The organism is Rhodococcus sp. ARC_M6, assembly GCF_022810305.1.
Classification (GTDB): Bacteria; Actinomycetota; Actinomycetes; order Mycobacteriales; family Mycobacteriaceae; genus Rhodococcus_F.
In genome coordinates this window covers 36,765-50,993 of sequence record NZ_JALGQH010000007.1, presented here as the reverse complement: position 1 = coordinate 50,993, position 14,229 = coordinate 36,765, and the positions used below count along the sequence as shown (strand labels likewise).

Genomic DNA, 14,229 nt, shown 5'->3' with positions numbered 1-14,229 from the left:
GCTGGTCAACGCGGCAAAATTGGTACCGGAGCCCATTGTTGCACCGATTGGGGCGCATGGCGAGGCCTATCTGCGAACTGGGACGGCGTCAGAACACCGCAGATGGACCCAAGATTCCGCCCCGGAAGGTCGTACTCCTGCCGAAAGGCCCTTCTAGCGGGAAACCGAGCGGTTCCGGGATCAAACCCCACCGCGGAGAGTCCCCGGGCTGACATCTGCCCCGTCAGGAGCTGTCGAGAGTCCCCGGGCTGACATCTGCCCCATCGAGAGAGTGCATAAGGAGAGTGCAACGCAGCAAGCGCCGATGCAGGGCGCGATTGACCGACCGTCGACACGAACCAACCTGCAGATACAAATAAGTCAGCCCCGATCTTCTGATTCGAAGATCGGGGCTGACTGTGTGTGGCAGATGTAGGATTCGAACCTACGTAGGCATACGCCGACGGATTTACAGTCCGCTCCCATTGGCCGCTCGGGCAATCTGCCATGCTGCACCAGGGTCCTGATCGATGCTCTCGCAATTGTATCGCGATGCGCAGCGGCCAAGAACGACTTCCTTGGTGCGGTGAGAAGAATACAACGAACCCACCCCCATTTAGCAAACCGGGTGGTAACAGGCGGTGCCGAACCGATACCGTCGACGTATCCACCGGTATGGAAGGTGGATGCAACACGATGTTCGTGAATTACCGGGAAGCGGGAGTGTGAAGTGGCTGATTCGTCCTTCGACGTGGTGAGCAAAGTAGACCGTCAAGAGGTAGACAACGCCTTGCATCAAGCTGCCAAGGAGTTGACCACGCGTTTCGACTTCCGGAACACCGGTGCGTCAATCGATTGGTCGGGTGAAGAGACGATCACGTTGAACGCCGATACCGAGGAGCGTCTGCTGGCCGCACTCGAGGTGTTCAAGGAAAAGTTGATTCGCCGTGACATCTCGCTGAAGGCGTTCGATGCCGGCGAGCCGGCCCAGTCCGGAAAGATCTACAAGCTGTCCGGGACATTGGTCCAGGGCATCACCAGCGAGAATGCCAAGAAGATCACCAAAAAGATCCGCGACGAGGGCCCGAAGGGCGTCAAAGCACAGATCCAGGGTGAAGAGCTCCGCGTGAGCAGTAAGAAGCGTGACGACCTCCAGACCGTCATGGCTCTCCTCCGCGGTGAAGACTTCGGAATCGCCCTGCAGTTCGTGAACTACAGGTAGGCGCTGCGCCCCTGTGCGCCTTTTTGGTAGTCCGTACTACCAAAAAGGCGCACGTCGGGCCGCAGGGTCCCGACATCGGCACAGCGCCGAAGGCCCCTTACATTCCCGCCATCTTCTCCAGACGCTCGATCCGATCGGCCATCGGCGGATGCGTCGAGAACAGCTTGCTCATCTTCTCCCCCGCCCGAAACGGGTTTGCGATCATGAGATGCGACTGAGCCGCCAATTGCGGCTCCGGCGGCAAAGGGGCGGCTGCAACGCCCGCTTCCAGCTTCCGCAATGCCGAAGCAAGCGCCAACGGGTCTCCCGTGAGCTCAGCTCCCGATTGATCAGCCTGATACTCCCGTGAGCGGGAGACCGCGAGTTTGACCACCGTTGCCGCTATCGGCCCGAGCAGCGCGACGAGTAGCAGCGCGATCGGGTTGGATCCCTGCCCGTTTCCCCGACCGCCGAACATGCTGGCGTACATCGCGAAGTTGGCGAGACCGGAAATCACGGCGGCCATCGCGCCGGCCACGGACGAGATCAGAATGTCCCGGTTGTAGACGTGTGACAGTTCGTGACCGAGTACGGCCCGCAGCTCACGTTCGTTCAACAGAGCCATGATTCCACTAGTCACGCACACAGCGGCATGTCGCGGATTACGGCCCGTAGCGAAGGCGTTGGGCGCGTTTGTGGGGCTGATGTAGAGGCTCGGCATCGGCTGATGTGCCGTCGTCGCCAGTTCACGCACGATGCGATAGATCGCCGGCGCTTCGACCTCGGTGATGGGCACAGCGTGCATCGCGCGCAGTGCCAGCTTGGCGCTGTTGAAGTAAACGTAGGCATTCATTCCCACGGCAAAAACGATCGACCCCAACAAGATGGTCGAGTTGCCGAACAACGATCCGATGAACACGATCAGGGCGGACATGCCGACCAACAGCCCGAAAGTCTTGGCTCCGTTTGCGTAGCCGTGCACAGCGCTCACCTCTTACCCGTCCGAGCTCAGAGCTCGCCGAAACCTACCGGTGTTTCAACCGACCTGCTCAGTCAACGAAGGGCAGTGGTGTGCAGGTTCCCGTGGCAACAGGACGATCCGCTATGCGTCAGCCAACTCGTTCGACGGTGTAGTCGATGAGCCGTACGAGTGCCTCGTTTGCCGGACCCTGCGGCAACTCCGCGAGCTGTGCCCTCGCTGCAACCACGTATTCGCCCAACTTTGCCTTTGCCTTTGCCATTCCGGGTGAACGATCGAGCAATGCGAGGGCTTCTTCAACGTCGGCGTCCTCGGTGACGGGGCCGGCGAGCAGTTCACGTAGGCGATCGGCGTCAGCGCCGTCCTCTTGGAATGCGTAGAGCACCGGGAGCGTATGGACACCCTCACGAAGGTCTGTACCTGGCGTTTTACCCGACTGCTCAGCGACGGAGGAGATGTCGATGATGTCGTCCGCGATCTGGAATGCAACGCCGACGGCGTCACCTAAACGCTCGAGTCGTTCGATGTGGGCAGCGTCGGAACCGGAGAACGTGCCACCGAATCGACCAGAGGCGGCGATCAGCGAACCGGTCTTCTCCCACACGACCTTGAGGTAGTGCTCGATCGAATCTTGTTCTTGGCGGGCACCGATCGTCTCACGCATCTGGCCTGTGACCAGCTCCGCGAATGTCTCGGCGATGATGCGGACGGCTTCGGGGCCGAGAGTCGAGACCAACCGTGAGGCGTGAGCGAACAAGTAGTCACCGGCCAGGATGGCGACGCTGTTACCCCAGCGTGCGTTGGCACTCGGAGCGCCTCGTCGCATGGACGCCTCGTCCATGACGTCGTCGTGATAGAGCGTCGCGAGGTGCACGAGTTCGGTGACGGTGGCTGCCGTGATGATGGACGGATCGGTCGGGTTAGGTCCGAGCTGTGCCGTCAGGATCGTGAACATCGGACGGAAACGCTTCCCGCCGGCGCGCGCGAGATGCAGCGCGGCTTCGGTGAGGAAGTCCTCCCCGTCGGACAGCTCGCTGACCAACAATTCTTCGACATCGGAGAGTCCACTACGGACTACTGCAGCAAGCTCGTCGTTGCCCAGGTCGATTCCTGCAACGACGGTGCTCACTGCTGTTGCGTCGGCAGCAGTCTTTTCGGTGCTCACGATGTCAGTACCCATTCCTGTCGTCAGTGACGGCTCGGTTCCCACGGTAGTGAACCTAGCGCCTCGCCCACCGCACGGCCTCGTCACGGTCGTGAACATGAGCCTGGGAAGATGTGAGTGTGTCCGGAGAAGAGCAGTCCCCCGCCGTGAATTCACAGCCGACCGAAACCGACATTGTGGTCATCGGCGCTGGTCCAGCGGGTTCTTCGGCCGCAGCCTGGGCTGCGCGTAGTGGCCGCGACGTCGTTCTGGTGGACGCTGCCGTGTTCCCCAGAGACAAGACATGTGGTGATGGACTCACTCCGCGCGCCGTCGCCGAGCTCGATCAACTAGGCCTGGGCGAGTGGGTTAGATCACATACCACCAACCGTGGACTCCGCCTGTCGGGTTTCGGTCAGGAACTGGAACTGGAATGGCCCGGGACATCGTTCCCGTCGATCGGAAGCGCCGTCCCCCGCACCGAAATGGATGATCGGATCCGCCGGTGCGCGATCGAATCGGGCGCAGTGATGATCGAGGGCACCAAGGCCGTCGACGTCGAACTCGACGGCGATCGGGTGACCGGCGTCGTCCTGTCAGGCCCGTCGGGCAACAGCACTCTGCGGTGCCGAACCTTGATCGTCGCCGACGGCGTTCGCTCGACTCTCGGCAAGAAACTGGGTCGCGAGTGGCATCGGGACACTGCGTACGGCGTTGCGGCCCGTGCGTATGTCGGAACGCCCCGGAGCGCGGACCCGTGGATCACGTCGCATCTGGAACTCCGCGACGGCGCCGGCACCATCCAAGCAGGTTACGGCTGGATCTTTCCGCTGGGGACGGGTGAGGTGAACATTGGCGTCGGCACCTTGGCGACAGCCAAACGACCGGCCCCCGGAGCGCTCCGCCCGCTCCTGGATCTATACACGGAGCAGCGTCGCAGCGAATGGTCCTGGAACAGTGAAATCCATTCCGTTGCTTCAGCTTTGCTTCCTATGGGCGGTGCGGTTTCGAACATCGCCGGACGCAACTGGGCGATCATCGGCGATGCCGCAGCCTGTGTGAATCCACTCAACGGCGAGGGTATCGACTACGGCCTCGAAGGCGGACGGTTGATAGTCGAGCACCTCGGTGCCGACGATCTGACCGAGCTGTGGCCGAACGTCCTGCGTGAGCACTACGGGCAGGCATTCTCCGTAGCGAGGCGCCTTGCCGGACTGCTCACCGTCCCTCAGTTCCTACCGGCATCCGGACCCATCGCGATGCGCTCGAGAGCCCTGATGACCATCGCGGTGCGGGTGATGGGCAACCTCGTCACCGACGCCGACGCTGATCTGACAGCCCGGGCGTGGCGGGCATCAGGAGCCGCGTCCCGCAGGCTCGACTCCCGACCTCTCTTCGGCTGACTACTGCGTTGCGTAATGCAGCGCTACGACGCCGCCGGTGAGGTTGCGCCATTTGACGTTTTTCCAGCCGGCTGCCTCGATCTTGCGGGCCAATTCTTCCTGCGTCGGCCAAGCCCGAATGGATTCGGCGAGGTAGACGTAGGCGTCCGGGTTGCTGCTCACGGCGCGCGCGACCTGCGGAAGTGCCTTCATCAGGTATTCCATGTAGATCGTGCGGAACGGGCTGAACACGGGGGTCGAGAACTCGCTGACCACGAGGCGTCCGCCAGGCTTGGTGACGCGGGCGATCTCGCGCAGGCCGGCTTCGAAGTCGGAAACGTTGCGAAGGCCGAAGGAAATGGTCGCGGCGTCGAACACGTCGTCGGCGTAGGGAAGATTCATGGCGTCGCCCGCCACCATCGGCACGTTGCGTGCGCGCCCGGCCTTCAGCATGCCCTTGGAGAAGTCGGTGGCGACGCACCATGCTCCCGATCGTCCCAGTTCGACTGTCGAGACTCCGGTGCCGGCCGCGAGGTCGAGCACCTTTTCGCCCGGCTTCAGGTCCAGAGCCTCGCGGGTCGCTTTGCGCCACCCTTTGTCCTGGCCGAAGGACAGCACGGTGTTGGTGAGGTCGTATCGCTCCGCGACGTCATCGAACATCGACGCGACTTCGCGCGGCTGTTTGTCGAGAGTTGCCCGGGTTCCGTGTGTAGTGGCCACACCGGAAACGCTACCAACCTTCGTGTTGCGAAGGTGTTCAGGCTGCTCGGGCACTCGTGCGCCGCGTCTGACCCGCCACATCGTCGTAGTGACGCAGCAGTTCATCACAGATGGCGGGCCAGGTTCGATGCAACACCGAACGTCGGGCAGCCGAGCCGAACGCCGCCCGCAGATCCTGCTGACGCAACGCGTCGACCGCGCCCGGAAGCAGGTCGGTGAACCTGCCGACCGGGAGCACATAGCCGTTGCGGCAATGCGAGATCAGATCCCGTGGCCCACCGGCATCAGGACCGATGACGGGCACGCCGCTCGCGAGGGCTTCCTGCACCGCTTGGCAGAAGGTCTCGTGTTCGCCCGGATGGACGAACACGTCCAGGCTCGCATAGGCGTCAGCCAGAGCAGTACCGCCGAGCTGCCCGGTGAAAATCGCGTTGGGCATCAACGTGCGCAAGCGGTCTCGGTCCGGCCCGTCGCCGACAACAACGAGTTGCAGACTTCGATCTCCGGCCAACACGGCCAGTCGTTCGACGTGCTTCTCCGGCGCCAACCGTCCGACAAATCCGATGACCAACCGGTCTGCGTCGCCGATCCAGGTCCGGCGCAGTTCCGCGCTAAGCCGCGACGGTACAAACCTCTGGGCGTCGACGCCCCGGGCCCACTTGTGGACGCGAGGAATGCCGTGTTCTGCGAGGGCATCGACAGCCGCGGTCGACGGTGCCAGGGTCCGGTTGCAGCTCTTGTGTATTTGCCGGGTCCACGCCCACGCGGCGCGGCTGGCGATGCCGAGCCCGTAGCTTTCGGCGAAGCCTGCGACGTCGGTCTGGTAGACCGCGACGGTGGGCACCTGGACACGTTTGGCAATACCCACTCCCCCGGCTCCCAGCAGGAAGGGCGACGCGAGGTGCATGACGTCCGGCGCAAAGTCACGGACCGCCGCAACCAGCCGTGGCCCCGGCAATCCGACCGGCAGCGAACTGACTTTGGGAACCATGACGGCGGGCACTCGAATAACCTGCACGCCTTCGTGTTCGGTTGGCGCAGATGGTTCTGATCCAACGGTGTCGGGCGCGATGACCAGGGCGTCGTGGCCCGCCCGATCGAGGTGTTCGAGCACGCGCAGTACCGAGTTGGTGACGCCGTTCATGTTGGGCAGGAAGGACTCCGCAACGATGGCTACTCTCACACCGATTACGGTGACAGGGCTGGGAAAAGTCCACGCCGTGTTCGTGTGAAGTGCAAGCTAACTCGAGGTGTCGGGCTTCGGAAGACGGGTCGCGCTTTCTCGTTTGCGCAGGTACCAGATCATCGGTCCGGCCAGCAGCCACGTCACGACGATGACCGATCCGGCAGGGATCAGAGCGACGGAAGCATTACGTCCGGCTACTCGCACCAGGTCGGGGTCACTCTTCGCGTACTCGACCTCGATACGCTGTCCCACAGTCAGATTGGTGGGATACAAGACGCCCAATGGGGGGTTTCGGTTTGCACCGTCCGGGGTGACGAAGCTGATTGCGGAGCGTAGCGAACCGGCCGAGAGCACCTCGGCAGTTGCCGTACCCCTGTCGGCTTCGATGGTCCGGTCGTTGCGCCAAGCGCCGAGAACTAGTACAACCGCGAGAACCGAGATACCGATCGCCACAACCAGAATTCCGATGCGTAAACGACGAAGAACAGCTTCTGTCACAGCTGCGCTCGCACGGATGCATGAAGCTCGCGCAGGCCACTGCGGTCGGTCGGCACTTCCAGAACTCGGATACCGCCGGCTGGTTGCGCCAACGCCGCCGCAAGTCCGTCGACGCCCACGGCTGTATGCGGAACCCGGTAGGCCGCACACAGTGCCGCCAAATCCATACCGTGAGGCGTTCCGAAGACCCGCTCGAAAACACCGGCGTACTGCGGATCGCCCTGTTCGAGCAGTTCGAAGATGCCGCCGCCGTCGTCGTTCGCGACCACGATCGTGAGGTCCCGCGGCCTCGGCTCACCCGTCCCGATCAGGAGGCCGGACGCATCGTGGAGGAACGTGAGGTCACCCATGAGCGCGACGGTGCGTCCCTCGTCGTACGCCAGTGCAGCTCCGACGGCCGCGGAGACTGTGCCGTCGATGCCGGCGACACCGCGGTTGGAAAGGACACGAACCGTCGGCTTGGGGTAACTCACGAGCGCTGCGTCCCGAACCGGGTTGGAGGCGCCGAGCAACAGTTGGTCACCGTCCGTGAGCGCACCCATCACTGCTGCGGCAACATGCAATCCCGTGGGCTTGGGGTGCGCGTCGAGTTGCTTACGAACAGCGGCGTCGGCGTGATCGGTCAACGACATGCACCGTTTGATCCACGCGGGGTCGGGGGTTCCGCTGACAACCGCTCTGGTTCCGGTCGCGAGCACGTTGCCGGAGACGTCGGGCCAGCGCGGTCCGGTGGTCAGCGCGTACACGTCGACGCTGGGATCCGCCAGAACTTTGGATACCTGACGGTGCAGGGTGGGGCGACCGGTGATGATGGCCTGCCTCGGCTTGAGCTGGGACAGCGCGAGCGGATGGAGAGGGATTCCGTGCATCGGCGCAGTGGGTTCGGCGACGGTCGGCAATCCTGCAAGTTCCGGGCGCAGTGCGCTTCCGTGTCCGGAGATGACCACGGTATCGGCGGTGAGATCCAGGTCGACAGGAACGTCGAGCGTCGCGTTCTGCGTGGTAGTCCAGGCTGCTCCGCCCGGGCGGCCTTCCGGAACGGGGCCCTGCCGGTGAACATCCGGGACCAGTGGCTCGCGCAGCGGTATGTCGAAGTGGACGGGTCCGGCATTGCCGGAGCGGGTACCACGCGCAGCAGCGAGGACTCGGCACACTGCCGAGCGCCACTGGCTGTTCTGTGTCGAATCGTCCTCTGCCAAACCGAGACTGATTGTTGCGCGCACCTGGCTGCCGAACAGGCCGAGCTGCTCGACGGTTTGGTTGGCTCCGGTTCCGAGCATTTCGTACGGCCGATTGGCGCTCAGGACCACTAAGGGGACGCGAGCGTAGTTCGCTTCGAGCACCGCCGGTCCGAGGTTTGCAACAGCCGTACCGGAGGTCATCACGATGGGTACCGGACGCTTACCGGCAATCGCCAAGCCGAGCGCCAGGAAGCCTGCCGTCCGCTCGTCGATCCGCATATGCAGACGCAGCCGTCCCTCGAGGTCTGCGGCCTGCAGAGCAAATGCAAGAGGTGCGTTGCGAGAGCCTGGACAGAGCACGACTTCACGCACGCCACCACGGACCAGTTCGTCGACGACGGCTGTGGCTTGTGCTGTGGACGGATTCACGCTTCAAGAGTGTCAGATGTGGGAGCGTGCGCGTCTGAGGGGGCACGATGTGTGAGTGCGCACACTCTTCGATCCGGCCGATACCGAACCCCGACGGTTCTACCAGTTGCTCACGGCATCGGTTGTCCCGCGGCCCATCGCGTGGGTGTCGACGCTCTCGTCCGACGGCGTCGGCAATCTGGCTCCCTACAGCTTCTTCACCGTGGCGAGTTCTACCCCGCCGATTGTGCAGTTCACGTCGGTGGGCCGCAAGGACAGTCTGCGCAACATCGAGGCGACCGGCGAATTCGTGATCAATCTGGCGACAGCGTCGTTGCAAGATGCTGTCAACGACAGTTCTGCGTTCTACGACGCCGATGCCGATGAATTTCTCGAACTCGACATTAAGAGTGAGCCGAGCGAGCGAGTGCGACCGGTTCGGGTAGCGAATTCCCCGATCGCGATCGAATGCACGCTTCACCAGGTGATCGAGGTGGGCAATTCGTTTGTGGTGATGGGGAATGTCGTCGCGGTTGTGGTGAAAGCGGAAGCGCTCGGCGAGGACGGTCTGCCCGATTTCGGCGCGTTGGCTCCGATGAGCCGTTTGGGCCGGGCGGAGTGGGGTCTGCCGCCCGAGGTGATCGTCAAGCAACGCCCCCGGACTCCCCGAACAACCTAGTTTAAGTTAGGGTTGCCTGACCTATTGTCGTTGATCGGGGTATCCAGCCATGGCCAAGCGCTCGAAATTCGTGAAACCTGCGACCCGCAGCGTCGCGACTGCAGAAGTCGTGGCAAACAAACGAATCAGCCCCACCTTCATCCGAATCACGATCGCCGGCGAAGAACTCTCCACCATCGCGCCCATGGGTGCCGATCAGTGGTTCCGCATCTTCATTCCGCAGGCCGGTAACGGCGAACTGCGACTCCCGAGTGCGGCAAGCGCTCTCTGGTACGCCCAGTACCTCCGCATACCCAAGGACGTCCGGCCGGTTCTTCGCGCTTACACCGTCCGCGCCTATCGAGAGGCCGGCTCGGGACTTTTCGGAGAGACCCCGGAAATCGATATCGATTTTGCCTTCCACGGAGACATCGGACCGGCCTCGGCTTGGGCTGTGAGTGCAGCGTCGGGAGACAAGGTCGGACTCCTCGACGAGGGCCTCATTTACAACCCGGCGCCAGAGGCCACCTGGCAACTACTTGTCGGCGACGAGAGCGCACTGCCCGCGATCCTCGGAATCCTCGATTCCGCCCCCACCGATTTGCGCGCCGAGGTCTTCATCGAGATTCCGCACCCCGACGACAAGCAGGAGCATCCTGAACTAGGGGGCGTGAATGTCCATTGGCTCGTCCGAGAAGACCCACAGGCCAAGCCCGGCGTGCTCGCGCTCGAGACAGTCCGCGCAGCCGATCTGCCAACCGGTCCGTCGTACACCTTTGTGGGCGGCGAGCAGGCACTGACAACCGGATTGCGACGCCACCTCGTCAACGACCGTAATTTTGCGAAACAAGACATCTCGTTCACGGGCTTCTGGCGCGTCGGCCACGCGGCCAACTAACGCACGAGAGCGGCCGGGGAATCGAAACTCCCCGGCCGCTCTTTGTCTTGCAAAAAACTTAGGCAGCGTGCTTCTGGATCAGATCGCCCAGACGCGGCAGAGCGGCCGTCACGTGCTTCTTGGCCGAACCACGCAGCTTGGAGTACATCGACTTGACGACTGCCTTGTCGCTGCCGTCGATGCGCTCGTCCGTCACTTCGAGGAGAGAATCGGCAACTGCGTCGCCGCGAGCAGTGATGAACTCGGAGAAGCTGGCACCGCCCGAAGCGGAGAATTCCTGCCAGTACGGCTCGAGCTTCGACACGAAGGCCGGCAGAAGTGCGGTGACCGCGTCCGGAACGATGGACGGGCTCACCTTCTTGACTGCGCCGTAGCCACCCTTGAGAGCTAGCCCTGAGGCCCCCGACTTATCCGAAACCTCTGCGTCGATCAAGGTCTGCACGTCCGCGACGACCGCCGGAAGACGTGATTCCTGGAGCAGGGTTTCGTTCAGAGCTACAACCACTTTCGATCCCTTCATTCTGCACTGATGTTCATCAGGTCGGGCACGAGACTATACGAAATCGAGTTCGTCGCCGTTACCGAGTATCCGATGGCACCGGCGAACTCTGTCGAGCCACCAGTCGCGGCGATCCGGCGTCGCGGCCAACGCTCCGAGCAGTGCCGGATCAGGCTCGACCACACCTACGGGCAAAGCGCCCTCGATCGCCTTTCCCGTAACCGCGACATCTCGGACGAACAATCCGCCGGTGCCGAGTCCACACGCAAAAGGCAAGTCCGGCAAAGCCGCCGCCGCAGCCAAACCTGCTGACATCCCGACGGCCGTGTCGAGTGCACTGGAGACCACTACCGGCACTCCGTACTCCGCCAACCGATCCGAGAGCGCCACCACGGCACGCATACCGCCCAGCGGGGGCACCTTCACCACGGCCACATCGGCTCCCCCGGCGCGCACCACCCGCAACGGATCTTCGGCGCGCCTGATGCTTTCGTCCGCAGCGATCCGCACGCCGGTTCCCGCAGCGCGGACGCGAACCAGCTCTTCGACGCTCGCGCACGGCTGCTCCGCGTATTCGAGGTCACCGTCTTCGGTCAACGCCCGCAAAGCGGATACAGCCTCGTCGACGCTCCAACCACCGTTGGCGTCGACGCGCACGTTCGGGATGTGACGACGCACCGCGTTAACTCGTGCCACATCGTCCGCCAAGGACTGGCCTTTTTCCGCGACCTTGATCTTGGCCGTGAGAGAGCCTGGGAAGCGTTCCAGCAGTTCCGGAACCGTCGACGCGTCGATCGCGGGAACCGTCGCATTGACCGGCACCGACGTGCGGAGCGCCGGCGGCGGACCCAGCCACGCCGCCTCGATCCCCGCGCGGAGCCAATGCGCTGCCTCTTCGTCGTCGTACTCGACAAATGGTGCGAACTCGCCCCACCCGGCCGGACCACGAAGAAGTAGCGCCTCACGCGTCGTAATTCCCCGGAAGCGCACGCGCAGGGGCAGAGAAACTACGACAGCATCGGCGATCAGATCGTCGTACGACGGAAACACGTCAGGGTTGCCCGGAAAGCAGAGCGATCATGAGTGCCTCACCGTCAGCGAGGAGCTTTCCGTCGAGGTCTGTCAGACGCGCGCTGACAAAAGTTTTGCGACCCTCGAACCGATCCACTTTTCCTTCGATCACCAGTTCCGTGTTCAGCGGAGTGATCGCACGGTAGTTGATGTGGAGGTAGCCGGTACGGGATATCGGACGGCCGCCCGCGTGAACGACCATTCCGAAGATGTCGTCGAACAGCAGGGGCAAGGTTCCACCGTGAGCGGCACCGTTTCCGCCCAGGTGGTACCGGCGGAACATACCGGTGCTGCGCACAACTCCGTCGTCGAATTTCTCGACCATCCACGGAAGCATGAGGAGGCTGCCGCGGCCGGGAAGATGAATGTTCGATCCGGCGGGCGATCGACCTTCCGGTACCTCGAACGGCGCCAGGCGATCTGCCAATTCCTCGGCCTTGACGACGATCTCGGCGAGAACGTCGTCGGGCACGTTCGTGGACACCGCAAGGTCCTGCAACCGGCGCATCGTTTCGACGAATCGACCGAAGTCCGGACCTGCCGGCGTTTGACGGAATTGCGGGAATCCGCCGCGTGTTTCGTCCTCTGGCACAATCTCCGTACTGTCTGCGGTGTGTTCGCTCATGACCTGCACGTTAGCGCGCCCGAGAACATGTTCTACTCCAGGTATCCGTTTGCGTCAGCGTGTCTACATCTATGGTTGCTGAGGTGACCTTCAACCCGCAGCTCTGGCGCCCCGTTCCCGGATTCGAGAATCTCACCGACATCACGTACCACCGGCACGTCAGTCAAGGCACCGTTCGTGTTGCCTTCGACCGCCCCGAGGTACGGAATGCCTTCCGTCCGCACACCGTCGACGAGCTGTATCGAGCACTCGATCACGCCCGCATGACCTCCGACGTCGGTGCAGTGCTGCTCACCGGCAACGGCCCCAGCGAGAAGGACGGCGGCTGGGCCTTCTGCTCCGGCGGCGACCAGCGCATCCGTGGCCGCAGCGGCTACCAGTACGCGGAAGGAGACACGGCGGATACCGTCGACAAGGCTCGCGCCGGTCGCCTCCACATCCTCGAGGTCCAGCGTCTGATCCGCTTCATGCCGAAGGTTGTCATCTGCCTCGTCAACGGTTGGGCCGCCGGCGGTGGCCACAGTCTCCACGTCGTCTGCGATCTCACTCTCGCGAGCCGTGAACACGCACGCTTCAAGCAGACCGACGCCGACGTCGGAAGCTTCGACGGCGGCTACGGCAGCGCCTACCTCGCGAAGATGACCGGACAGAAGTTCGCTCGCGAAATCTTCTTCCTCGGCGAGACGTACACCGCTGAAGACATGCATCAGATGGGTGCCGTCAACAAGGTCGTCGACCACGCCGAACTCGAGAACGTCGCCATCGAGTGGGCCGGCAAGATCAACGGCAAGTCGCCGCAGGCCCAGCGCATGCTCAAGTACGCCTTCAACCTGCAGGACGACGGCCTGGTCGGCCAGCAGCTGTTTGCCGGTGAGGCAACACGTTTGGCGTACATGACGGACGAAGCCGTGGAGGGTCGCGACTCGTTCCTCGAAAAGCGTGATCCCGACTGGACCCCCTACCCCTGGTATTTCTGAGAATTACAGGAGACTCTTCATGGAGATTCTGAGTAGCCGGACGATACTGCGCCCCGCAGACTACGAGCTGACCCTGAGCTTCTACCGCGACACTCTCGGCTTGGCGATTGCCCGTGAATACCCCGGTGGCACGGTCTTTTTCGTCGGGCAAGGTTTGGTCGAGGTCGCGGCGCACGGCGGCACCGGCAGCGGCGGGTTCCGCGGCGCGATCTGGATGCAGGTCCGCGACCTCACTGCAGCCCAGGCCGAATTGGTCCTCGCCGGTGTCAAGATTGCCCGCGAGGCCCGCCAGGAGCCGTGGGGTCTACACGAGATGTGGATCGCCGACCCCGATGGAACACCGATCGTCATGGTTCAGATTCCGGAGGATCATCCGATTCGACGGGATTCCCGAACCCCCACCCCGTAACAGAAGCAAGAATGCCCGCCACGAGACTCGTGGCGGGCATTCTCATGTCAACACTCAGATGCGAGAGTTCAGAGCCTGAGCGATCTGATCAACCTGCGCCTGACCCTCCAGCAACTGCCGAACCAACCACAGCCGCAACACCTTTGCCACCGACGCCGCAACGAACAACGCCCCACCGATCACCGCGAGAGCCAAAAACGCGACGGCCAGAATCTGATAGGACGCGATGTTCCGCAAATCCGACTCCGCCAACGACGAAATGTAGACGACAAAAGCGCCAACCACACCCACAACCATCAGGATCAGGCCACCGAACAGCATTTTCGCGTCGCCACCCGACTGTCCCTTGTCGAGCTTCAACTCTGCGATGTTCTTCTTGAACTCGCTACGCCGATCTTCAGCAACAGTTGTCAT

General features: G+C 62.9%; 16 protein-coding genes and 1 tRNA gene. 6 read left to right on the top strand and 11 right to left on the bottom strand.

What is annotated here, in order from left to right:
• Positions 1-403 precede the first annotated feature (403 nt).
• Positions 404-486, bottom strand: a tRNA-Tyr gene (locus MTX36_RS10710).
• A gap of 223 nt (positions 487-709) precedes the next feature.
• On the opposite strand from MTX36_RS10710, the gene MTX36_RS10705 reads away from it, so the two are divergent.
• Positions 710-1,201, top strand: coding sequence for a YajQ family cyclic di-GMP-binding protein (locus tag MTX36_RS10705; RefSeq protein WP_243619736.1), 492 nt, complete (start codon positions 710-712; stop codon positions 1,199-1,201).
• Between the two features lie 97 nt (positions 1,202-1,298).
• On the opposite strand, the gene htpX is transcribed toward MTX36_RS10705, so the two are convergent.
• Positions 1,299-2,162, bottom strand: coding sequence for a zinc metalloprotease HtpX (gene htpX / locus MTX36_RS10700; protein WP_308198216.1), 864 nt, complete (start codon positions 2,160-2,162; stop codon positions 1,299-1,301).
• Between the two features lie 127 nt (positions 2,163-2,289).
• Positions 2,290-3,339, bottom strand: coding sequence for a polyprenyl synthetase family protein (locus MTX36_RS10695; protein WP_243619828.1), 1,050 nt, complete (start codon positions 3,337-3,339; stop codon positions 2,290-2,292).
• 104 nt (positions 3,340-3,443) lie between these two features.
• Between MTX36_RS10695 and MTX36_RS10690 the strand changes: the two genes are divergently transcribed.
• On the top strand, positions 3,444-4,706 hold the full coding sequence (locus MTX36_RS10690; RefSeq protein WP_243619827.1) for a geranylgeranyl reductase family protein: 1,263 nt from the start codon (positions 3,444-3,446) through the stop codon (positions 4,704-4,706).
• Here the strand turns inward: MTX36_RS10690 and MTX36_RS10685 are convergent, their stop codons facing one another.
• From MTX36_RS10685 to menD, 4 genes are read right to left on the bottom strand one after another with little or no spacing between them, the layout of a single operon-like run.
• Positions 4,707-5,405: a demethylmenaquinone methyltransferase gene (locus tag MTX36_RS10685; protein ID WP_308198215.1), complete on the bottom strand. Its 699-nt coding sequence runs from the start codon at positions 5,403-5,405 to the stop codon at positions 4,707-4,709.
• Between the two features lie 37 nt (positions 5,406-5,442).
• On the bottom strand, positions 5,443-6,588 hold the full coding sequence (locus MTX36_RS10680; protein WP_243619735.1) for a glycosyltransferase family 1 protein: 1,146 nt from the start codon (positions 6,586-6,588) through the stop codon (positions 5,443-5,445).
• A 57-nt stretch (positions 6,589-6,645) separates the two neighbouring features.
• Positions 6,646-7,089, bottom strand: a complete 444-nt coding sequence (locus MTX36_RS10675) for a DUF3592 domain-containing protein (RefSeq protein ID WP_243619734.1) — start codon at positions 7,087-7,089, stop codon at positions 6,646-6,648.
• Positions 7,086-8,699, bottom strand: a complete 1,614-nt coding sequence (menD, locus tag MTX36_RS10670) for a 2-succinyl-5-enolpyruvyl-6-hydroxy-3-cyclohexene-1-carboxylic-acid synthase (RefSeq protein WP_243619733.1) — start codon at positions 8,697-8,699, stop codon at positions 7,086-7,088. The genes MTX36_RS10675 and menD overlap by 4 nt, the downstream gene beginning before the upstream one ends.
• A gap of 55 nt (positions 8,700-8,754) precedes the next feature.
• Here menD and MTX36_RS10665 point away from each other — a divergent pair, with 55 nt between their 5' ends.
• Positions 8,755-9,357, top strand: coding sequence for a flavin reductase family protein (locus MTX36_RS10665; RefSeq protein WP_243619732.1), 603 nt, complete (start codon positions 8,755-8,757; stop codon positions 9,355-9,357).
• Positions 9,358-9,406: 49 nt separating this feature from the next.
• Positions 9,407-10,234, top strand: a complete 828-nt coding sequence (locus tag MTX36_RS10660) for a siderophore-interacting protein (RefSeq protein ID WP_243619731.1) — start codon at positions 9,407-9,409, stop codon at positions 10,232-10,234.
• 58 nt (positions 10,235-10,292) lie between these two features.
• On the opposite strand, the gene MTX36_RS10655 is transcribed toward MTX36_RS10660, so the two are convergent.
• From MTX36_RS10655 to MTX36_RS10645, 3 genes are read right to left on the bottom strand one after another with little or no spacing between them, the layout of a single operon-like run.
• Complete coding sequence (locus tag MTX36_RS10655; protein WP_243619730.1) at positions 10,293-10,739, bottom strand: hypothetical protein; 447 nt, start codon at positions 10,737-10,739, stop codon at positions 10,293-10,295.
• Positions 10,740-10,787: 48 nt separating this feature from the next.
• Positions 10,788-11,783, bottom strand: a complete 996-nt coding sequence (locus tag MTX36_RS10650) for an o-succinylbenzoate synthase (RefSeq protein ID WP_243619729.1) — start codon at positions 11,781-11,783, stop codon at positions 10,788-10,790.
• A 1-nt stretch (position 11,784) separates the two neighbouring features.
• Positions 11,785-12,429 carry a PaaI family thioesterase gene (locus MTX36_RS10645; protein ID WP_243619728.1) on the bottom strand — a complete coding sequence of 215 codons (645 nt, stop codon included), beginning with the start codon at positions 12,427-12,429 and terminating at the stop codon, positions 11,785-11,787.
• An 83-nt stretch (positions 12,430-12,512) separates the two neighbouring features.
• Between MTX36_RS10645 and MTX36_RS10640 the strand changes: the two genes are divergently transcribed.
• Together MTX36_RS10640 and MTX36_RS10635 are read left to right on the top strand one after the other, a co-directional pair.
• Entirely contained in the window at positions 12,513-13,406 is an 894-nt protein-coding gene (locus MTX36_RS10640; RefSeq protein WP_243619727.1) for a 1,4-dihydroxy-2-naphthoyl-CoA synthase, read from the top strand.
• Positions 13,407-13,425: 19 nt separating this feature from the next.
• Positions 13,426-13,815: a VOC family protein gene (locus MTX36_RS10635; protein ID WP_243619726.1), complete on the top strand. Its 390-nt coding sequence runs from the start codon at positions 13,426-13,428 to the stop codon at positions 13,813-13,815.
• A 54-nt stretch (positions 13,816-13,869) separates the two neighbouring features.
• On the opposite strand, the gene MTX36_RS10630 is transcribed toward MTX36_RS10635, so the two are convergent.
• A complete protein-coding gene (locus tag MTX36_RS10630; RefSeq protein WP_243619725.1) occupies positions 13,870-14,229 on the bottom strand; it encodes a hypothetical protein in 360 nt (119 codons plus the stop codon).